General features: G+C 66.3%; 18 protein-coding genes. 15 read left to right on the top strand and 3 right to left on the bottom strand.

Annotation, left to right across the window (positions count from 1 at the left end; all coding sequences use genetic code 11):
- Nucleotides 1–108 precede the first annotated feature (108 nt).
- The 10 genes from LJ737_RS21175 to LJ737_RS21130 all read left to right on the top strand — a co-directional run bounded on the left by LJ737_RS21175 (nucleotide 109) and on the right by LJ737_RS21130 (nucleotide 8,457).
- Entirely contained in the window at nucleotides 109–1,119 is a 1,011-nt protein-coding gene (locus LJ737_RS21175) for an alpha/beta hydrolase (RefSeq protein ID WP_227768756.1), read from the top strand.
- Nucleotides 1,120–1,189: 70 nt separating this feature from the next.
- A complete protein-coding gene (locus LJ737_RS21170; protein ID WP_227768755.1) occupies nucleotides 1,190–2,110 on the top strand; it encodes an alpha/beta fold hydrolase in 921 nt (306 codons plus the stop codon).
- Nucleotides 2,097–2,891, top strand: a complete 795-nt coding sequence (locus tag LJ737_RS21165) for a sulfite exporter TauE/SafE family protein (protein ID WP_227768754.1) — start codon at nucleotides 2,097–2,099, stop codon at nucleotides 2,889–2,891. Before LJ737_RS21170 ends, LJ737_RS21165 begins: the two co-directional genes overlap by 14 nt.
- 88 nt (nucleotides 2,892–2,979) lie before the next feature.
- Nucleotides 2,980–3,447 carry a DUF6130 family protein gene (locus LJ737_RS21160; protein ID WP_227768753.1) on the top strand — a complete coding sequence of 156 codons (468 nt, stop codon included), beginning with the start codon at nucleotides 2,980–2,982 and terminating at the stop codon, nucleotides 3,445–3,447.
- A gap of 98 nt (nucleotides 3,448–3,545) precedes the next feature.
- A complete protein-coding gene (locus tag LJ737_RS21155; RefSeq protein WP_227768752.1) occupies nucleotides 3,546–4,340 on the top strand; it encodes an alpha/beta fold hydrolase in 795 nt (264 codons plus the stop codon).
- Nucleotides 4,341–4,578: 238 nt separating this feature from the next.
- Nucleotides 4,579–4,998, top strand: a complete 420-nt coding sequence (locus LJ737_RS21150) for a nucleoside deaminase (RefSeq protein WP_227768751.1) — start codon at nucleotides 4,579–4,581, stop codon at nucleotides 4,996–4,998.
- A 28-nt stretch (nucleotides 4,999–5,026) separates the two neighbouring features.
- The gene (locus tag LJ737_RS21145) at nucleotides 5,027–5,959 is read left to right on the top strand and encodes a pyridoxamine 5'-phosphate oxidase family protein (protein WP_227768750.1); all 933 of its coding nucleotides are present in this window, start codon (nucleotides 5,027–5,029) and stop codon (nucleotides 5,957–5,959) included.
- Between the two features lie 47 nt (nucleotides 5,960–6,006).
- Nucleotides 6,007–6,888 carry an MBL fold metallo-hydrolase gene (locus LJ737_RS21140; RefSeq protein WP_227768749.1) on the top strand — a complete coding sequence of 294 codons (882 nt, stop codon included), beginning with the start codon at nucleotides 6,007–6,009 and terminating at the stop codon, nucleotides 6,886–6,888.
- Nucleotides 6,889–6,941: 53 nt separating this feature from the next.
- On the top strand, nucleotides 6,942–7,400 hold the full coding sequence (locus tag LJ737_RS21135; protein ID WP_227768748.1) for a nuclear transport factor 2 family protein: 459 nt from the start codon (nucleotides 6,942–6,944) through the stop codon (nucleotides 7,398–7,400).
- Between the two features lie 115 nt (nucleotides 7,401–7,515).
- Nucleotides 7,516–8,457 carry an SDR family NAD(P)-dependent oxidoreductase gene (locus LJ737_RS21130; protein ID WP_227768747.1) on the top strand — a complete coding sequence of 314 codons (942 nt, stop codon included), beginning with the start codon at nucleotides 7,516–7,518 and terminating at the stop codon, nucleotides 8,455–8,457.
- A 141-nt stretch (nucleotides 8,458–8,598) separates the two neighbouring features.
- Here the strand turns inward: LJ737_RS21130 and LJ737_RS21125 are convergent, their stop codons facing one another.
- Both LJ737_RS21125 and LJ737_RS21120 read right to left on the bottom strand, forming a co-directional pair.
- Nucleotides 8,599–12,228, bottom strand: a complete 3,630-nt coding sequence (locus LJ737_RS21125) for a M1 family aminopeptidase (protein WP_227768746.1) — start codon at nucleotides 12,226–12,228, stop codon at nucleotides 8,599–8,601.
- Entirely contained in the window at nucleotides 12,225–13,154 is a 930-nt protein-coding gene (locus LJ737_RS21120; protein ID WP_410779961.1) for an ABC transporter ATP-binding protein, read from the bottom strand. Before LJ737_RS21120 ends, LJ737_RS21125 begins: the two co-directional genes overlap by 4 nt.
- Nucleotides 13,155–13,239: 85 nt before the next feature.
- On the opposite strand from LJ737_RS21120, the gene LJ737_RS21115 reads away from it, so the two are divergent.
- The 5 genes from LJ737_RS21115 to LJ737_RS21095 all read left to right on the top strand — a co-directional run bounded on the left by LJ737_RS21115 (nucleotide 13,240) and on the right by LJ737_RS21095 (nucleotide 18,607).
- On the top strand, nucleotides 13,240–13,446 hold the full coding sequence (locus tag LJ737_RS21115) for a hypothetical protein (protein WP_227768745.1): 207 nt from the start codon (nucleotides 13,240–13,242) through the stop codon (nucleotides 13,444–13,446).
- On the top strand, nucleotides 13,416–14,453 hold the full coding sequence (locus tag LJ737_RS21110; protein ID WP_227768744.1) for a sensor histidine kinase: 1,038 nt from the start codon (nucleotides 13,416–13,418) through the stop codon (nucleotides 14,451–14,453). The genes LJ737_RS21115 and LJ737_RS21110 overlap by 31 nt, the downstream gene beginning before the upstream one ends.
- Complete coding sequence (locus LJ737_RS21105; RefSeq protein ID WP_227768743.1) at nucleotides 14,422–15,150, top strand: LytR/AlgR family response regulator transcription factor; 729 nt, start codon at nucleotides 14,422–14,424, stop codon at nucleotides 15,148–15,150. Before LJ737_RS21110 ends, LJ737_RS21105 begins: the two co-directional genes overlap by 32 nt.
- A 568-nt stretch (nucleotides 15,151–15,718) precedes the next feature.
- Nucleotides 15,719–15,892: a hypothetical protein gene (locus LJ737_RS21100; RefSeq protein ID WP_227768742.1), complete on the top strand. Its 174-nt coding sequence runs from the start codon at nucleotides 15,719–15,721 to the stop codon at nucleotides 15,890–15,892.
- A gap of 540 nt (nucleotides 15,893–16,432) precedes the next feature.
- Nucleotides 16,433–18,607, top strand: a complete 2,175-nt coding sequence (locus LJ737_RS21095; RefSeq protein ID WP_227768741.1) for a bifunctional alpha,alpha-trehalose-phosphate synthase (UDP-forming)/trehalose-phosphatase — start codon at nucleotides 16,433–16,435, stop codon at nucleotides 18,605–18,607.
- Between the two features lie 128 nt (nucleotides 18,608–18,735).
- Here LJ737_RS21095 and LJ737_RS21090 read toward each other — a convergent pair whose 3' ends face one another.
- A complete protein-coding gene (locus tag LJ737_RS21090; RefSeq protein WP_227768740.1) occupies nucleotides 18,736–20,061 on the bottom strand; it encodes a DUF2254 domain-containing protein in 1,326 nt (441 codons plus the stop codon).
- Between the last annotated feature and the right edge of the window lie 255 nt (nucleotides 20,062–20,316).

Genomic DNA, 20,316 nt, shown 5'->3' with positions numbered 1-20,316 from the left:
TTCCGCGCTTCCTGCCTCGGATGCCGCCGTTCGGGCCACCGAAGCCCGCTGAGCGCCTTCGGCGCGGAGCGCATGGCCGCACCTTCTCACTTTTAACCCAACACCCTCATGAGCAGCACCGCCACGTTACTTGTCGACTCCCCGACCATTACCGTCCGGGACTACGCCACCGACCCGCACCTGGACCCGCAGGTAATTGAGTTCCTGAAGGGCCTGAACACCGGCGGGCCCGGCCTCGAAACCATGACCGCCCACGACGCCCGCGCGGTGCTGGAAGGGGCGCAAAAGTCCGTCAAGGTGGACTTGTCCGGTATCGAGGTAAGCGAGAAAACCATTGAGCAGGACGGCTACCGCGTGCCGCTCTACATCGTGCGCCCCACCGGCACGGCCGGGCAGGTGCTGCCGGTGTTCATGTTTATCCACGGCGGCGGCTGGGTGCTCGGTGACTTTGCCACCCACCAGCGCATGGTGCGCGACCTGGTGGTGCTGTCCGGCTTTGCGGCGGTGTTCGTCGAGTACACCCGCACGCCCGACGCGGCGTTTCCGCAGGCCATCAACGAAATCTACGCCGCCACGAAGTGGGTGGCCGCCAACGGGGCCTCCATCAACGTGGACGGTGGGAACATGGCCGTGGTGGGCAACAGCGTGGGCGGCAACATGACGGCCGTCACCTGCCTGCAGGCCAAGGAAAAAGGCGGCCCGAAAATCAAACTGCAAATCATGATGTGGCCCATCGTCGACGCGGACTTCACCACCGAATCGTACCAGATGTTCGGGGCGGACCGCTTTCTGACCACGCCCACCATGAAGTGGATGTACGACATGTACATCAAGGACCCGGCCAAGCGCAAGGACATTCACGCCTCGCCGCTGCAAGCCACCGTGGCGCAGCTGCAGGGCCTGCCGCCGGCCCTGATTCAGGTGGCCGAAAACGACATTCTGCGCGACGAGGGCGAGGCCTACGGCCGCAAGCTGCGGGCGGCGGGCGTGCCGGCCACCACCATCCGCTACAACGGCGTGATTCACGACTTCGGCCTGCTCAACGGCATGGCCGAGGTGCCGGCCACCAAGGATTTGTTTGTGCACGCGGCCGCCGAGCTGCGCAAGTACCTGGGCTAGGCCCCGGCCGCGGCGCCCCGGTTGGGGCGCCGCTCTTGTTGGCACGCAGGCTCTTCTTTTCCCTTAAGCCATGAAATTCAAGAAGGTGGTGGTCAACGAGCTTGACCTGTTCTACCGCGAAGCCGGCGACCCGGCCAACCCCGCCATTCTGCTGCTGCACGGCTTTCCCACGTCGTCGGCCATGTTTCGCGACCTGATGCGCGACCTGGAGGACCGCTACTACCTGCTGGCGCCCGATTACCCAGGCTACGGGCACAGCAGCGCGCCCACCCCGCAGGAATTCGAGTACACCTTCGACAACCTGGCCCACGTGGTGGAGTGCTTCCTCAAGGTGCTGCGGGTGAAGAAGTTCAGCCTCTACGTGATGGACTACGGCGCCCCGGTGGGCTTCCGCATCGCGGCCCGGCACCCCGACTGGATTGAGGCCCTGCTGATTCAGAACGGCAACGCCTACGACGAAGGCCTGGAGGACTTCTGGATTCCTTTCAAAGCCTACTGGCAAAACCAGCAGGATTCGGAAGCCATCGGCAAGCTGCGCTTTCTGCTGACCAAGGAAGCGACCTACTGGCAGTACACCAACGGAGCCCGCGACCTGGAGAAAGTCAGCCCCGACGCCTACACCCTGGACCAGGCCCTGCTCGACCGCCCCGGCAACGACGCGGTGCAGATGCAGCTGTTCCTCTCCTACGGCTCCAACCCGCCGCTGTACCCCAGCTGGCAGCAGTATTTCCGGGAGCATCAGCCGCCCACGCTCATCACCTGGGGCAAGGGCGACTACATCTTCCCGCCCTCGGGGGCCCATCCCTACCTGCGCGACTTGCCCCGGGCCGAGTTGCACCTGCTCGACGCCGGGCACTTCGCCCTGGAAGAAGAGCACGCGCACGTGGCCGAGCTCATCGACGCGTTCTTGCAGAAGCACCGGGAGCCGGAGCTGCAGGAGGCCGCGCCGACGAGCGGGCGCCGGGCCGCTCCTTCCGATGACCGTTGCTGAAGCCGCGCTGTTGTTTGGGGCGGCCGTGGTCGGGGGCGGGCTCAACGCGGTGGCTGGCGGGGGCGGCTTCCTGGCCATCTTGCCCCCGCTGATTGCCGCCCGCGTGCCCCCGCTCAGCGCCAACGCCATGATTGCCGTGGCGCTGTGGCCGGGCTTGCTGACCAGCGTGGCCGCCGCCCGGCCGCGCCCCCGCCTGCCGCGCCACCGGCACGTCGGCTGGCTGTTGCTGCTGACGGTGACGGGCGCGGTGGCCGGGGCCAGCCTGCTGCTGCGCACGCCGCCGACGGTGTTTCTGCACTTGGTACCGTTTCTGCTGCTGGCCAGCACGCTCTTATTTGCGGGCAGCGGCCACCTGCTGGCCCGGCACCGGGTGGATGACCACTTGCCCGAAACCACGCACCTGGCCCCAGCGCCCACGGCGGGCGGGCTCCTGAGTCAGCTGCTCATCGGGGTGTACGGCGGCTACTTCGGTGCCAACCTGGGGCTGGTGCTGCTGGCGGCGCTGGGCCTGGCCGGCATGCACAACCGCTACGCGCTCAACCTGCTGCGCACCCAGCTGGTCCTGGGCAACGGGGCCGCCGCGGCGGCCGTGTTTGCCGCTTCCGGCCTGCTGCTCTGGCCGCAGACGCTGGTGCTGCTGGCCGGCACCGTCGCCGGGGGCTGGGCCGGCAGCCGCCACGGCCACCGCCTCGACGGGGTGCGCCTGCACGCGGCCGTGGTGGCCGCCGGGCTGGTCGTCAGCGGGTACCTGTTCGTCATCGTCTACCTGTTGCCCGCCTGATTCGGAGGCCAGCTCCGGAGGCCTTTCGCCGCCGGGCGCCGCCTACCCGCAGCCGGGCGCCGCGGCTACTCTCCTCACGCTCTTTGCCATGACTCACGCCGTTTTGTACCTGCTGCTGTCCGCCTGCCTGCTGCTCGGGCTGGCCCTCAACGCCTCGGCCCAGGCCACGGCCCGGGAAATCCGGGGCGCGGCGCCGGTGGTGCCCCTCGCCTCGGAGCCACCGCCCAAGCTCATCGTGGATCCGCCGCTGCCCGAGCCGCTGGCCCTGGGCCGGGTGGTCATTCAGTACCGCACCGAAAACCTGCGCATCGTGCCGGTGTACGGGCCGGAGGCGCTGGACGTGTCGCCGCGCATCGGGCACATCCACGTCACGGTCGACGACGCGCCCTGGCACTGGGCCGACGCCAGCAACGAGCCCCTGATCCTCAACGGCTTTCCGCCGGGCCCGCACCGCGTGCTGATTGAACTGGCCGATCCGACGCACAAGATTATCGAGCGGCAGGCCGTCAGCTTCGTGGTGCCCGAGCACAAGGCAACCGGCGCGGCCAAGCACTGAGGCCGGGGCGCGGCGCGGGCCCGGCGGCCTCTGAAGCCGGTGACTCCAGTTGTCGAGGCGCCGCGCCAATCCACTTTTCACCTTCAACATTTGCCGTCATGTCCTACTTCAAATTTCTGACCCTCAGCTTGCTTTCGGTGGCCTTGCTGGCCCTCTCGCCCCCGGTGCGGGCACAAGGCGCAGCCCCCGCCAAGGGCATCAAAAACGTGCTTTTCGTGCACGGCGCCTACGCCGACGGCTCCAGCTGGGCCAAGGTGATTCCGCTGCTGCAAGCCAAGGGCCTCAACGTCATTTCGGTGCAAAACCCCATGCTATCGATGGCCGAGGACGTGGCCGCTACCCGGCGGGCCCTGGCCATGATGGAAGGCCCGGTGTTGCTCGTCGGGCACTCGTCGGCGGGCATGGTCATCACCGAAGTCGGCACCGATCCGAAAGTGGCCGGGCTGCTGTACGTGTCGGCCCTGATTCCCTCGGAGGGGCAGTCGGTGGCCGATGTGGTGGCGGGGCACCCGGCGCCCGGCAATGCCGAAGTGCGGGAAGACGCCTCGGGCTTTTTGTCGCTGAGCATGAAGGGCATGAACGAAAACTTCGCCCAGGACCTGCCGGCGGCGGAAAGAAAGGTGATGTACGCCACCCAGACGCCCTGGGCCAAGAGCTACACCGCCGAAAAAGTCACCAACGCCGCCTGGAAAACCAAGCCCTCCTGGTGCATCATCGCCGCCCAAGACCGCAGCATCGACCCGAATCTGGAGCGGGCCGAGGCCAAGATGATCAAAGCCACGACCCTGGAGCTGAATTCCAGTCACGTCTCCATGCTTTCCCAGCCCCAGAAGGTGGCGACTTTCATCCTCGAAGCCACGCAAAAACTCCCCGCCGTAGCGTCGGTTCGCTAAGAGCGGGGTCGGATTTTGCCAACAGCCTCTCGAACGTCGTGCGGAGCTTGTCTAAGCATTTCTACCGAACGAAGCGGTCGAGTTGCTTCGACAAGCTCCGCACGACCTGAGACTGTAATTCCCTCCAGTATGCCGGCCGCGGTAGGCCGGGGCTTCAGCGGTAGTCGCGCCGGTTGTGCTACCTTGCCCGCCGCGGGCCGCTGCTCCGAGCGGCCCGCGGCGTTGTTGCCGTACTGCCATGCCGCCTTCCCCGCCCGACCCTAGGTACTACCTGCAGCGCTGCCGCGAATTGGGCGCAGCGGCCGCCCGGCACGGCGAATCCGCGGTGGGTGCCCTGGTTGTGCACGAGGGCGTCATCGTCGCCGAGGGTCAGGAAAGCAGCCGCCGAACCCAGGACATTACCTATCACGCGGAGGTCGTGGCCATCCGGGCCGCCTGCCAGGCCCTGCATCAGCCCAAGCTAGCCGGCGCCACGCTTTATTCCAGCCACGAGCCGTGCATTTTGTGCTCCTACGTCATTCGGCACGTGGGCATTGCCCGTGTCGTCGTGGGCCGGCCCTCGGCGCACGTCGGCGGCCTGACCTCGGCCTACCCCGTGCTGAGCGCCGAATTGCCCATCTGGGGGCCGCCGCCGCTGGTGCACATCCTCGAGCCCTGACGGCGGCCAGCTTTTCATCTGACGCGTAATGAAACCGATTCCCTACCACCCCGGCGAGGTAGCCGTGCAGGAGCAAGCGGACACCCGGCACCAGGCAGCGCACCTGGCGCAGATTCTGCAAACCGAGCTGCCGCCGCAGGCCCAAGCCTTTCTCAGCGCGCAACCGCTGTTGGTATTGGGCAGCACCGACGCGCAGGGGCAGCTGTGGGCCTCGGTGCTGACCGGACCGCCGGGCTTTCTGCAGGTGCCCGAGCCCCACACCCTGCTCGTCCGCGCCCAGCCCGCGGCGGGCGACGTACTCGCCGCCAACCTTGCCCACGATGCAGCCGTGGGCATGACGGTGGTGGATTTTGAGCGGCGCCGGCGCATTCGCCTTAACGGCCGGGCCCGGCTGAGTGCCGAGGGCCTGACGGTGGCCTTGGCCGAGGTGTTTTTCAACTGCCCGAAGTACATCCAGGCGCGGGAATGGCAGGCGCTGCCCACACCGGCAGCCCCGGCGCAGGCCGGCCCGGTGGCCGCCACGCTCACGCCCGAGCAGCGCGCGTGGATTGCCGCCGCCGACACGTTTTTTCTGGCCACGGCCCACGCCAGCGCTGGGGCCGACGTGTCGCACCGCGGCGGGCAGCCGGGCTTCGTGCGCGTGCTGGACGCGGGCACCCTGGAGTGGCCCGATTACTCGGGCAACGGCATGTTTCAGTCCCTGGGCAACCTGGCCCTGGACGCGCGAGCCGGCCTACTGTTCCCTGATTTCGCCGCGGGCCACGTGCTGCAGCTCACCGGCCAGGCCCGCACCGACTGGAGCCCGGCCCACGCCCGCCGCTACCCCGGCGCCGAGCGGGTGCTCACCTTCGCCGTGGCCCAGGTGCGCCCGCTCTACCACGCCTTGCCCTTCCGCTGGGTTTTCGACGGCTATTCTCCCTTCAATCCGCCCGTAGCAGAGCCGCCCGGCGCCGGTGCCTGACCGATGAAACGCCAATTCGGATTGCCCCAACGCTCAACCGCAACGCCATGAACCCTGCCGATTCCGCTGCGCCGGTACCCGAAGACGAGCCGCCCTTCGTGCACGAGGAGTGCGGCGACACCATGTGGGACGCCGTGCTGGCCCAGCCCGAGCCCGCGGCTGCTTGCCGCGTCACCTACCTCGGCGGGCCAACGGCCATTCTGGACCTGGGCGGGCTGCGCTTTCTGACCGACCCGACACTGGACCCGCCCGGGGGCACGTATGCCGTGGTGCCCGGCCTGACGGTAACCAAGCTCGCCGGCCCGGCCGCCGTCGACCTGGGCCGTATCGATGTGGTGCTACTCAGCCACGAGCAGCACCACGACAACCTCGACACCAAGGGCCGGGAGCTGTTACAAACGGTTCAGCTCGTGCTGACCACGCCGGCCAGCGCGGCGCGGCTGCCGGGCAACAGCCGGGGCCTATCGCCCTGGGAAAGCACCGAGCTGCTCACGCCCGGCGGCGTGCCCATCACCGTCACTGCGACGCCTGCGCGCCACGGCCCGGCCGGCATCGAACCGGCCTCCGGCGACGTGACGGGCTTTGTGCTGGCCGTGGGCGGCGCGCACCCGTTTCAGGTGTACCTGACCGGCGACACCGTGTTCTACGCCGGTGTGCAGGAGGTGGCCCGCCGCTTCCAGCCCCGGTACGTGTTCGTGTTTGCCGGCGCGGCCCAGCCCCGCGGGCCGTTCAACGTGACCATGGACACCAACGACGCCCTCGACACGGCCGCGGCTTTCCCGCAGGCCACCATCATTCCGCTGCACCACGAAGGCTGGTCGCACTACACCCAGCACGGCGCGGCCTTTGCGCAGGCGTTCAGCACGTTTGGGCTAAGCCAGCGCCTGCTCTTGCTGACCGCGGGCGCCCCCACGGATCTGCCCGTATAAGCCGGCCCGCTGGCCGGGACGGCTTTGTTCCGAAACCACACACGCCAACCGCCATGCAGCAGTCAACCACTGAATCCGTCCTGAACAATTTTCTCCAGAACCTGGCCCGGCAGGATGCCGCCGGCATCCAGGCCAGCTTCGCGGATACCATCGACTGGTACGTGCCCGGCGACCCGGCGCTGCCCTGGACCGGCGCGCGGACGCGCGGCAGCGAAGTCGCGGCCTATTTCCACACCATGTGGCCGCATTTCGTGCCCGGCCAGAGCAGCGCCAGCGTGCAAAACCTGCTTGTTTCGGGCGAGGATGCGGTCATTTTCGGCACGTTCTCGCACACGGCGGCCAGCACCGGGCAGCACTTCCAGACGCCGGTGGCCTTGCACCTGAAAGTGGTGGAGGGCAAAATCCGCCAACTACACCTGTACGAGGATACCTGGCTGGTCAGCAAGGCCTTAGCCCCGGAAGTTCAGCGTAGCTCGGCGCCGGCTGATCTTACCACCGGGGGCCGTCGATGAGCTGTTCAACAAAGCTACTTTGAGCCGCTCAGCAAAGCCGGCCGCCGGCTTCGCGCCGACCTTTGTGATGGTACGGCGGGGCCACGTTTGCCCGGCTGCTCAGCCGCTTCGTCTCATGAAAAACAGCCCAGAACTTATTACCACTCCCTTTGGCTTTGGCTCCACCGCCGACGATGTTGTCCGCGGCGTTGACCTAAGCGGCCAGCGCGCCATCGTCACCGGCGCTTCCTCGGGCATCGGCATTGATACGGCCCGCGCGCTGGCCGGCGCCGGCGCCGAAGTCACCCTGGCCGTCCGCAACGTGGAGGCCGGCCGCCGGGTCGCCGCCGACCTTCAGGCCGCGACGGGCCATGCGCGGGTGCTGGTGGCCGCGCTGGATTTGAGCGAGCTGGCGTCGGTGCGTGCCTTTGTGGCGGCCTGGCGCGGGCCGCTGCACATCCTCGTCAACAACGCCGGCGTGATGGCGCTACCCGAGCTGACGCGCACCGCCGAGGGCCGGGAAATGCAGTTTGCCACCAATTTCCTCGGCCACTTCGCCCTGACTCTGGGGCTGCACGAGGCCCTGGCCGCTGCGGGCCGCGCCCGCGTGGTGTCGGTCAGCTCCAGCGGCAACCTGTTCGCGCCCGTGTTCTTCGACGACCCCGATTTTCACTTCCTGCCCTACAATCCGCTGCTGGCTTACGGGCAATCCAAATCGGCCTGCGCCCTGCTGGCGGTGGAACTCACGCGCCGCTGGGCCGCCGAGGGCATCTACGCCAATGCCCTGAACCCCGGCGCCATTGCCACCAACCTGCAAAAGCACACCGGAGGGCTAAAAAGCCCGCCCGAGCTGCACAAAACCCCGGCCCAGGGCGCTGCTACCAGCGTGCTGCTGGCGGCCTCTCCCCTGCTCGAGGGCATCGGCGGGCGCTACTTCGAGGACTGCAACGAGGCCGCCACGGTCTTCCGCCGCCCCGCCGATTACCGGGGCGTAGCCGCCTACGCCCTGAACGCCGCCAACGCCGAGCGGCTGTGGTGCATGGCCCAGGACATGATAGCCGTGGAAGCCGGGGCTTGATCCGGGGTTGCGGCCGTGGGGCCCGTTCATTTACCGGTCGGCTTGTGGCGCGCCGCTTGCCCAGCCTACGGACGCCCCACAGGACTGTCCACCGCTTTCCGCAAGCGCATTAGCCCACGGCAGTGGAAAGCGCGCACTGTGCTACTGAGCTGGTTTCACCACCTTGTAGTTGTCCATCTGATTCCAGTCAATCAGCAAATTGCGTGGGTCAACGCTTATTTGCGCGGGGCGCCTGGGCAGGGTCAACACGACGGTTTGCCGACCGGATCTGAGCTGGTGCCTTTGCAGGTAGAGCGGCTTGCCAACCTGCTCGCCGGCTTGGGCGGGCGCATAGGCCCCGATTTCCACCCACTCCCGCATCGGGAGCTTGGTTTCGGTGCCGGCGCTGTCCACGGCCAGCTTGCGGGCCTGCACCTGCAGCGTCACCTGCCATTGGCCGCTGCTAAGCCGTTTGGCGGTGGCGGTTTGCGCGGCCAGCTCCCAGAAGGTATTGGCTTTGAATAAGTCGCGCAGCAGCGGCTGGAGCGAGTCCGGGGTAGCCGCCTGCAGCTCTTGGTACAGGTCCAGCGAGGTGGGCCGGGGCAGCGTGCCGGGGCGGTGCTTGGTCAGCAGCTGCCGGAGGGCGCCGTTTACCCGGTCGCGGCCCATGTACTGGCTTAGCGCGTATAGCGCCAGGGGGCCTTTGCGGTAGTTCTGGTACCAGTCGTCGGCCTGCAGCAGCGGCTGGGCGGCCCGGGTACGCGGGGTTTCGTTTTCTTCCCGCAAGTAGTTCAGCAGTGCCTGCAGGTGCTGCGGGCCATAGTTATCTTCCAGCACGCCCATGGCCGAGTACCAGGCTAGGCTTTCGGTAATCAGGCCGGCGCCCTCCACGTAGGCTTGTTTGAGCTGGTTGCCCCACCACTGGTGGGCTACCTCGTGGGCCACCACGGCCGTCACCAGATCGAAGCCCCGCTCATCGGCCTTGGGGTTCAGCAGGAAAAAGCCCTCGTCGGCCGTGATGTCGATGGGCGCGGCGTGGTTGCCGAAGCCGTAGCTGGGATGGGCCACGAAGCGGAGCTGGCGGTGCGGGTAGGGTCCGAACTGCCGGGTATAGTAGTCCAGCGACGCCTGGGCGCTGCGGAGCATCCGCCGCGGGTTTTCCGCCAGCCCGGGGGGGTAGAAAATCTGAACGGCCACGGCGGGCTGCGTTGTCCCGGCCGCGGGGTTGCGCCAAATGCCTTCCTGCACGGCGTAGTTGGCCGAAAACACGGCGTATTCGTTGCGGATGGGCGCTTCGGTGGCGTACTGAAAGTAGCGGCGGCCGGCCTGGGTCCAGGTTCGGCGCAGGGTGCCCGGCGCCACCGCCGTCTGGTCGGCATCCGTCCCGATGGTGGCCTCGAAGCGGATTTGCTCGGCAAACGGGGCGTACCGGCGGGCCGCTACGTCGTAGAGTGAGGCCGTGGCGGGCCGGGGTGCCAGGCCGTAGGCCCGGCGGGCGCCGGCCTCGTCCAGCTCCCGGTAGGGCTGGTAGCCGAGGACGGGCAGCCACTCCAGATTCCGGAACGTGGTGCCGTTGGCTTGCACCTGCGCGTCGGCCCCGTCGTTGGCGAAGCCCCGCGCAACGTGCCGGACCTGAAAGCGCAGCCGCAGCGAGGCGCCGGGCAGCAGGGGCCGGGCCAGGGCGTAGATGCGGTAGCCTTGCGCCGCGTCCACGAGCACGGCCTTGGCTGGCTGGTCGAAGGCAATGGCACTGGTTTCCACGCCCGCGTCCGTGCCCGTGGCCAGATGAACCGAATCAATGGGGGCTCCGCTGTTGTTCACCAGCCGGTACGTACCCTGGATGGCCACTGCCCGCTGCCGGGGATGCATTTCCACCTGCAGCTGCACGCCCGTCAACAGCGGCTGGGCTGCGTTCCGGTAGCGGCCGTAGCGCTGCTCGTAGGCTGCCCGCTGCGCCGCCTGCGTGGCGGCCGACGTGTAGTCGTGCAGCACGTTGGTGTTGTAGAAAATATACCCGCCGGCCAGCAGCACCGCCGTCGTTGCCGCCGCAGCCACCCGCGCCAGGGGGCGGGTAAAGCGCCGGCAAACCAGCTGCAGCCGCGCCGGCGCACTGGTTTCCCGGCCCCGCACCCAGCCCAGCACCGCCACCACCATCAGCAACAGCGCCCAGGCCGACCAATAACTCTTAAACCACAGCCAGGGCGCCAGCGTCGGCCCGAAGCCCGCCATGTCGGTGTACGTCCAACCCGGACTGGCCGAGAAGATGACAAGCTTGTGCTCCACGCCCAGGGCAGCGCCAAACGCAATAAAACCGTAGGCCAGCAGCGCCACCAGGTGCCCCACAAACTTCTGGTTCACGAGCACGTGCACCGTGAGGGCCAGCGCGGCGAACAGCAGATAATCCACCAGCTGCAGCCCGAAAAAGGCTTGCAGGTAGAGCCCCACTTCAGGCGTGAGGCCACCCAGGGCCACCTGCGCCACCATGCCGGCCGTCATCAGCAAGGCCACCCACGCCACCAGCACCAGGCTCAGGGCCAGCAAGCGGCTCGCGAACAGCACCCACTCCGGCACCGGCGCTGCGTCGGTGATGTCGCTTACCCGCGCTTCCCGGTCCCGCCACACCAGCTCGCCGGCGTAGAAAATGGTGAGCAGGACGATGATAATCCCGAAAAACTTCGGTTCCGTTAGAGGAGCCGTCAGCTGATGCAGCACGAAATCGGTGCGGGGCAGCAGGGGCGTGCCCCGGCCCTTCAGGTTGCCCTGAACGGTGAACCCCACCAGCGCAGCCAAAATGGCCAGCAAGGGCAGCCCGGCTTTGCTCTTGGCGAGTTGCCAAAAGGCGTCCCCGGTGAGCAGGCGCAACTGCTGCAGCTGCGTGGCGACGCCAAACCTTCCCCGGGCCTGCGGCCGGGCTTGCCCGGTGGTCCAGCCCAGCCGCGCGCGGGGCGTCAGTTCCTCGGCTGGCAGGGCTTGAGTCGCCTGCGGTTTGCGCCGGGTTTCGGGCAGCACGAGCTGAAACCGGGCGTACGTAAAGGCCAGCAGGCCTAACGACGCCCCCAACCAAAAGAGGCGGTTGAGCAGAAAAGCCCCCTCGGACAACACCAGGCGCGCGTTCCGCTCCAGCGGACTCCACTTCAGCTGGTAGCTCATCACCGAGGAATAGCTCATGGGGTCCACTAGGTGCCGCCATTCGCCGGCCTGCTGCAGCGCGAGGCCGAGCAGGTAGGCCACCGCCAATAGAACCGTGGCGCCCACATAGCTGCCGATGGCCCGGCGGCTGAGCGTGGCCACCGAAAACTGAGTGGCCGTGGCAAAAACGGCGTTGGGCAGCAGGATAAAGCCTAAGGCGCTCAGGTAGGTGGCCGCCCGAAACGGCCCCAGCAGCTCCGCCTCGACCCCAGAGCCGTACATGGCAAGCAGCATGCCGAGCGGCACGGCGAGCAGCACCAAGCCGTTGAGGGCCAGGGCCGCCACGAACCGCCCGCCCAGGTAGGCAGCCTTGCTGGTGGGGGCCGGGTAGGTGAGCAGGTGCATGCGCGTCTGCACGTCGCGGGCGGCGGCCTCGCCCGCCACCGAGGCCCCGATGACCAACCAAAAATTGCTGCAAACCACCGCTACTGACGCTACGACAATCGGCGCGTTGAGCAGAAAGTACCCGTCCTGCGCATCCGAGAGGTAATTGGCCGTGACAATCAGAAACGCGAGGACCAGCAGGGCCCCGAAGTACAGCCAGGTGGTGGCGCGGCGCAGCTGGTAGCGGAGTTCCAGCGCGAAAATGGTTTGGAACATCATAGCGCGAGGTCCTCAACTTTGGGTTGCTGGCTGACCGGGACGAAGCAGCCCGTCAAAGTGCTGAAATACACGTCTTCCAGGTCTGGCTCCGCCGCTTCGAAGCCGGGGCCAGGCTTCTCCGGGCTGTACACGCGCACCAAGCTGCGGCCGCTGAGCAGCTTGGCCGAAATGATGCGGTGCTCCTGCTCCAGCGCCGGCAGGGCTTGCTTATCGGTGAGCGTGCGCCAGATGCGGCCGCTGAGGGCCGCCACGGCCTCCAGGGGCGGCGCCTCCAGCAGAATCTGTCCCCGGTTGATGATGGCCATGTGGGTGCACAGCTCCGCCACGTCCTCCACGATGTGGGTGGAGAGAATGACCACGCTGTTTTCGCCCAACTCGCTGAGCAGGTTGAGGAAGCGCACCCGCTCGGCCGGGTCCAGTCCGGCGGTGGGCTCGTCGACGATGAGCAGCTGGGGGTTGCCCAGCAGGGCCACGGCCACGCCGAAACGCTGCTTCATGCCGCCCGAAAAGCCGCCCAGCTTCTGCTTGCGCTGGTCCCACAGGTTGGTCTGCCGGAGCAGGGCCTCGGTGGTTTCCTGGCGCGCAGCCCGGTCGGTCAGGCCTTTGAGCACCGCGAAGTAGTTGAGCAGCTCCTGCGCGCTGGCCTTGGGGTACACACCGAATTCCTGGGGCAAGTAGCCCAGCGTCTGGCGCACGGCCTCCTTTTGGTGCACCACGTCGATGCCGCCCAGCCGGATGCTGCCCGCATCGGGCTCCTGCAGCGTGGCCAGGGTGCGCATCAGGGTCGATTTGCCGGCGCCGTTGGGCCCCAGCAGCCCGTACATGCCCGGCGGAATATCCAGGCTGACATTATGCAATGCCTGCACGCCATTCGCGTAGGTTTTGGAAACGTTGCGGATGGAGAGGCCCAGCGGGTGCTTTCCCATGGTATCGGTGTTGCTGCGGTTTGCCGGTCAGATAAGAGCAGCCAAGCCCCGAGATGGGGCGCTTGCTCTATCTCGGAACGAAGCAATGCTGACCGAACCGGAATGCGAAACCGGATATGCTAATGCGGCAAAGCAATCTGCCAAGCTGGGCATTGCTTCCACCAACGCACCGGCCGGCTGCTTTTCGCGTCCCGTAGATCAAAACCCGCAACTGGCAGAAAGCGGCGGGCGGGGCAAGGCCGGAAATACCACCTTTGGGCTATGCAGCGAATCAAAAACATCTTCGGGCTGATTCACCTGGTCGTCTGGGGCCTGTTCACCTTTTTGGTCGGCTTGCAGCTAAGCACCGATGACGCCGTCCACTGGGGGAGCACCACCACAGGGTTTATTGCCACCTGCCTGTTCGTTTTTTACTGCCACTTCTACCTGCTCACGCATTATTCGGGTAAGAAAAACCGGCGGGCCTATTTGCTTGGGTTGGCAGGAATCATCCTAACCGGGCCGTTGCCTTTCCTGGTTTTCCACCACCGGGCGCTGAGTACTCCCAGGCTGGTGCTGAGCTACTACTCGATTCACCAGATTACCGTAGCGCTTTTTCTTTTCCTGAGCTGGCTGGCCCGCACCACCGAGAATCTGGTGCTCAATACCATCCGAAAAGAACAGCTGGAAAAACAGGCCGCAGAGGCGGAATTGCATTATCTGAAAGCGCAGATCAATCCGCACTTCTTGTTCAATACCCTCAACAACATCCATACGCTCGTCTACAAGCAAGCCCCCGCCGCGCCGGATGCCGTCATGCAACTGGCCTCCCTGATGCGCTACATGAGCTACGAATCCAACGCGGCCACCGTGCCGCTGGCCCGGGAGCTAGACTACCTGCGCGACTACATGAACTTGCAGCAGCTGCGCTACAAAAACCACCCGGTGGCCGACCTGCAGGTGGAGGGCGAAACCGAGGCCAGTTTCATTGCCCCGTTGCTGTTCATCCACCTGCTGGAAAACGCCTACAAGCACAGCCCCGCCCGCCTGGCGCCCGGCGACCTGCAGGTGCGGGTGGCGCTGTACCACGACACCCTGACCTTCAGCGTGCAGAACCCCGTAGCAAACAAACCGGCCAATCCGCTGGAAGGCCCCGGCGGCATCGGGCTGCCCAACGTCCGCAAACGACTGGCCTTGCTGTACCCGGAGCAGCATACCTTGGCCATTCAACAAACCGGCGGCATGTTTACCGCCGTTCTGACGATTCACGGTCTTCATTCCCAGGCTCATGAAAGACAAGCTCACCTGCTATATCATTGAGGACGAGCACCTGGCCCAGGAAATACTGGAAGAATACATCCGCAAGGTGCCCTTCCTGGAGTTGAAAGGGTGCTACGCAAGTCCCCTGGAGGCCGCGTCCCATTTGGCGGAAGACAAACCCGACCTGCTGTTTCTGGACATCAACATGCCGGACCTGGACGGGCTCAGCTTCATCCCGATGCTGAACCCCAAACCCCTCATTATCCTCACCACCGCCTACGATCAGTACGCGCTGAAAGCGTACGACTTAGAGGTGAAAGACTACCTGCTCAAACCCTTCACCTTCGAGCGGTTTTACAAAGGCGTGTTGCGCTTGTACCGGGAACAAAGCCCCCGGCCAACGCTGGAAAAGCCGGCCGACAAAGCAGCCGCCAAGAACGAGCCCGACTATATTTTTCTCAAGGTGGGCCACCGCATTCAGAAAGTAGCCATCCGCGACATTCTGTTTGTGGAAGGCATGAAAGACTATTTGCGGATTCACACCGCGGAAGAGAAGATCATGACGTTGCTGAATTTCGCCAAGCTGGAAGAGCTGCTGCCCGCCCAGGATTTTGCCCGCGTGCACCGCTCCTTTCTCGTCGCGCTGGACAAAATCGACCACATCGAGAAAAACCGCATCCAGATTGCGGATCAGATTATTCCCATCAGCGACACCTACGCCGAGGCATTTTATAACATGCTGAACGGGTTTCAGTAAGGAAGAATCCTGCTGTCGTTCTGTTCTCTCGGCTCCCAGATTGCCGCCACGCGCTGCTCCATTGAAAACCACCTTTGGGGTTAATTTCCCTTGCGCTGGCAGCAACGTTGGTCGATGAAAATCCAGCTTGCTGCCAGCCCCGCTGAGTTACTCGGGTAAAATTCAAAAAAGCCCGCCGACTGTCGCCTGGCCCCGGCCAGCGCCCTGAGCCGGAGCAAGACCACCTTCACCTACTCGGATATCGGCGTCAGCCTTGCCACAGCCTCCAACACGGTGCGGGCCCTACGGGCACCACGGCCACCTGAACCGACGCCCAAAGCGCCGGCGGAAACGACTGCCACAACTGAAGCGGCGGCCTCACCGGGCCCTGGCAGCCATTACCCACCCCAGCCAGCGTACTTCCACCAACAGCCTGACGGCCAACGGCGTCAGCAGCCTGGCCGTGTTTACGCTGGGCAGTTATTCTGGCACCTGCCCGTGCCCCTGTCGCGCTTTACGGCCGAGGCCGACGGCCCGGCCGCCGTGCGCGTAGCCTGAACTAGGGCCCAGGAAACGACCAGCGCCTACTTTGAGGTGGAGCGCAGCCTCGATGGGCACGGCTACGCCCCGGTGGGCCGGTGGCAGTGGCCAGCAGCAGCTGAGCCTACAGCCTGCGCGACGAGAAATTACCCGCCGGCGCGAGGTTGACCAGGACGGCACGACGGGCCACTGCGACCCGCGCCTGGTGGCCCTGCCGGCCTAGGCCCGGGCCCCACCCCGGCCCGTATCCCGACCATGCTGCGCGGCGTTGCCCAGACGCGGCGGTGCAACTGTAAGACGCCCGGGGCCGCATGCAGCTCTGCGCCGCCCCGACGCCGTGGGCAGGGCGGTGCTGCCCCTGCCGGCGGGACTGCCGAGCGGGATGCCTGGTGCGCTGTGGCGGCCCCTCGGTGCGCCTGCCAGTGCCATAAGGCCGGCATTCAACCGCCATATACTTCCGAATGAAGCCGCTCCCCCTGCCAAGGCGCGGCTTTCGTTTATTCCGGGGCTTGTCATTTGGTAGCGCAAGCCGCTTGGCCTTGCTACCCCCTGCCCGCCCGTCCCGCTTTAGCCACTACGTCCTCCTACGACGCTTTCCAGACTCAGCCGAAACAGGCGGAAACGCGTAGCTTGCAGTAGCCGGCCACTCGCCATTTAGGCTTCCCGGTTCCGCTTGTGCCCTCAATCCGCTGACGGATCGAGGGCAGCGCCCAGCTTGTTGCCGGCGGCCCGGTGCCGCCCATGTTTCACCTAATTCCTGAGCATGCCCAGAACGATTATCGTTTCCAACCGCCTGCCTACCAAAGTCCTGCGCACCGAACAGGGCCTCTCCTTTCACCCCAGCGAAGGCGGCCTAGCCACCGGCCTAGGCTCTATCTACCGCGCCGGCAACAACGTCTGGGTGGGCTGGCCGGGACTCTTCGTCGAGGATGCGGCCGAGCAGGAGTTTGTCACCGAGCAGCTGCAGCTCAACAGCATGGCGCCGGTCTTTTTGACGGAAACGGAAATCCGGGACTACTACGAAGGCTTCAGCAACGAAACGCTCTGGCCGACCTTTCACTATTTCCCGCAATACGCCAGCTACGAGGACGCCCACTGGGACGCCTACGTGGCCGTAAACGAGAAATTCTGCCAGTCCGTGCTGGCTTTGGCCGGCCCCGACGACACCATCTGGGTGCACGACTACCAACTGCTGCTGCTGCCGGAAATGCTGCGCCGGGCCCGCCCGCAGGCCACCATCGGCTTTTTCCTGCACATCCCGTTTCCCTCGCAGGAGCTGATCCGGGTGCTGCCCTGGCGCACCGAGCTGCTGCGCGGCCTGCTCGGGGCCGACCTCATCGGCTTCCACACCTTCGGCTACCTGCGCCACTTCCTCAGCTCCGTCTCGCAGCTGCTGGGCTTGCCCACCCAAAACGGGCAGATCGAAACCGCCACCCGCACCGTGTTCGTCGACACCTTCCCCATGGGCATCGACTACCAGCGCTACGCCGAGGCGGCCGTATCGGAAGCCGCCCTGGCCCACGCGGCCACCTACCGCGAGGTGCTGCGCGACACCCGCGTGGTGCTCAGCATCGACCGGCTCGACTACTCCAAAGGCATTGCCCAGCGCCTGCGGGCTTTCGAGCAGCTGCTGCAGCGCTACCCGGAGTGGCGCGGGCAGGTGTGCCTGCTGATGGTGGTAGTGCCTTCCCGCGACCAAGTGCCGCAGTACGCGGCGCTCAAGGAGGAAATCGACGAGCTGGTGGGCCGCATCAACGCCCAGTACCGCACCATCAGCTGGAACCCCATTCACTACTTCTACCGCTCATTTCCCTTCGACGAGCTGGCCGCCCTCTACCACCTGGCCGAAGTGGCGCTGGTGACGCCGATTCGGGACGGCATGAACTTGGTGGCCAAGGAGTTTGTAGCCAGCAAAGCCGACCAGCGCGGCGTGCTTATTCTCAGCGAGCGGGCCGGCGCGGCGCGGGAGCTGTCCGACGCGCTCATCATCAACCCCACCAGCACCCGCGAGCTGGTAGCCGCCCTGCACGAGGCGCTGACCATGCCCGAGGAGGAGCAGCAGCAGCGCCTGGCTCACCTGCAGGACCTGGTGCGCCGCTACGACGTGTTCGAGTGGACGCAGCTGTTTATGAGCCGGCTGGCCGAGGCCAAGGAGCGGCAGCGCACCCTGGCCACTGCCCTGCTTGACGAGGCCACCACCGCCCAACTCGTGCGGGAGTATAAGCAGGCCGAAACCCGCCTACTGCTGCTCGACTACGACGGCACTCTGGCGCCCTTCCGCCTCGACCCGCAGCGCGCCCGCCCCGACCAGGAGCTGCGCCTGCTCTTGCGCGCCCTGGCCGACGACCCGCGCAACCGGGTGGTAGTCATCACCGGCCGCGACCGGGCCACGCTGGAAGCTTGGCTGGGCCATCTGCCGGTGCATTTCATTGCCGAGCACGGGGTCTGGCTGCGGCCCGCCGGCGGCGAGTGGACGCTGTACCGGGAGCTGCAGGCCGACTGGAAAAGCGAAATCCGGCCGGTGCTGGAGTTGTACGTGCGCCGTACGCCCGGTTCCTTCATCGAGGAAAAGGACTACTCCCTGGTGTGGCACCACCGCCGCGCCGACCCCGACCTGGGCCGGCAACGGGCGCGGGAACTGATGAGCCATTTGACCTTCCTCATTGCTAATACCGAGCTGCAGGTGCTCGAAGGCAACCGGGTGGTGGAGCTCAAGCACAGCGGCATCAACAAGGGCGCCGCGGCCGCCCGCTGGCTCGAAACCCAGCCGGCCGACTTTATCCTGGCCCTGGGCGACGACCGCACCGACGAGGACACCTTCCGCACCCTGCCGCCCCAGGCCTACACCGTGAAAGTCGGCAGCGCCCCGCGCTCCTTGGCACGCTACCACGTGCCCGGTGTGCCCGACGTGCGCGCGCTGCTGCGCCGCCTGCTGTAGCGGCTGCCCAGCGGGTTAGCCCCGGAAGAATCAGCTACTTCATCTGGCGTCTGCCCCGCCAACGCTTCTCCATCAGTTATTAGTTGGGATGCTCCGGCGGGGCTTTGCAGCGTTATTGTTCATCTAGCCTACGCCGTGGGCGTCGGCTCCCAACTCGGGCTTAGCTCAGCCAACAGGGCCCGCACCGACTGCTTTTCGTAGTCGGTGCTCAGGTTCTGCTCGGCCAGCTCGCGCAAGAGTTCGGCCTGCCGGGCTACGGCCCGCCGGCGCTCGGCCGTGTTGGCCGCTTCGGCGGTGCGGGCCAGGGCGCGCAGCAGGCGGCGCAGCAGCGCGTGGTTGCCCTTGGCGTTGATGCGCACCAGATCGAAGGCCAGGCGCAGGTAGGCGTCGAAGTCGGGGGCGGGCACCAGCACGCGCGGCTGCTGGCGGTTATCGGCGCGCAGGCGAGCCGGAAAGGTCCGCCCGGCCAGGCGCTGCATCAGCCGGCCGAGGTGGTCGACGGCCATGATGGCGGTGGTCGTGTCGTTGATGCCGGGCGAGAGGGCCTTCAGGGCAATGTCGACTAGCTGCTGCAGGCCAAATGCCACGTCCTGCTCGATGCTGCGGTGCAGCTCGATGACCACGCAGGCCCGCAGCCCGGCTAGGTCCGACGCGCTCAGCGGTGAAGCTGAATGCTCATCCGGCTGCAGGCGGGCCAGCCTATCCTGCTCGCCCACGAACGCGCCTACTGGTTGCTCCAAGCGCACAAACACCCGGTGCTCAGCCGCCCAGCGCAGCAGGGCCTCGGCATCGATTTGCTGCACGTAGCCCGTGCGGGCCGCGCACACGGGCTGCCCCGGCCCAGCGGCGGGCGCCGGCGCGGTCAGGGGCTCGGCGGGCTCGCCTAGTTCTTCGGGAAACAGCACGTCGAGGGCGCGGGTGGTTTCGCGGCTGATGCGGTGCAGGATGGTGCCCGTTTGCAGCGACTCGGCAATGTGGTGGATAAAGTAAATCAGCGCCGCTACCCCGCCCAGCGCCAGCACCAGGCCCACGAGCACGGCCGTGGAGGGCACGAACTTTTGCTCGTCGGCCGAGCGGATAGTGCCCAGCACGATCAGGCAGTAGGCAAACACGCCCACGAAGTAGCCCATCACGACCTGGTTGCCCCGGTCGCGCATGAAGTTGCGCAGCACCCGCGGCGAGTACTGGCTGCTGACCTGCGAGATGGTGGACAACGTCAGGGAAAACACCAGCGCCGCCACCGTCAGCATGGAGCCGGCAATGGCCGTGAGCATACCCCGCGAACCTTCGGCCCCAGCCCCAAACAGCAGCGGAAACCGCTTGGCCCCGTCGAAAGAGGTGCGGGTGTCGAAGGCAATCAGCGCGTAAGCCAAACCGAAAGCGCCTAGCACCAGCAGCCCCGGCACAAACCACAGGGATTCGCGCAGGCGTTGCCAGAGGGGACGGAAGCGCATGAGCATACGGGCGCGGCTAAGCTTGTTTGAGTTGCATGTCCCGAAAGTCGACCTGGTCCAGCGTCCCCTGTCGGCCAGCGTGGTCGTCGGTACCGAGAGCCGTCCACGGCGGCTGCGGCCCTGCCAGCTCTAACTTATTTTCTACGGGTCGGACAGCTGCCCTAGCTTCGCGGGTGCCAGGCATAGTCTTGATTGTCAGGAACTCCATAAAGCGCGGCGCTAAAGTTCTGGCCCCACAGTGGGTGGAGCCTGCTC

Source organism: Hymenobacter sp. 15J16-1T3B, from assembly GCF_020711235.1.
Classification (GTDB): Bacteria; Bacteroidota; Bacteroidia; order Cytophagales; family Hymenobacteraceae; genus Solirubrum.
This window is presented reverse-complemented; position numbering and strand designations above follow the sequence as displayed.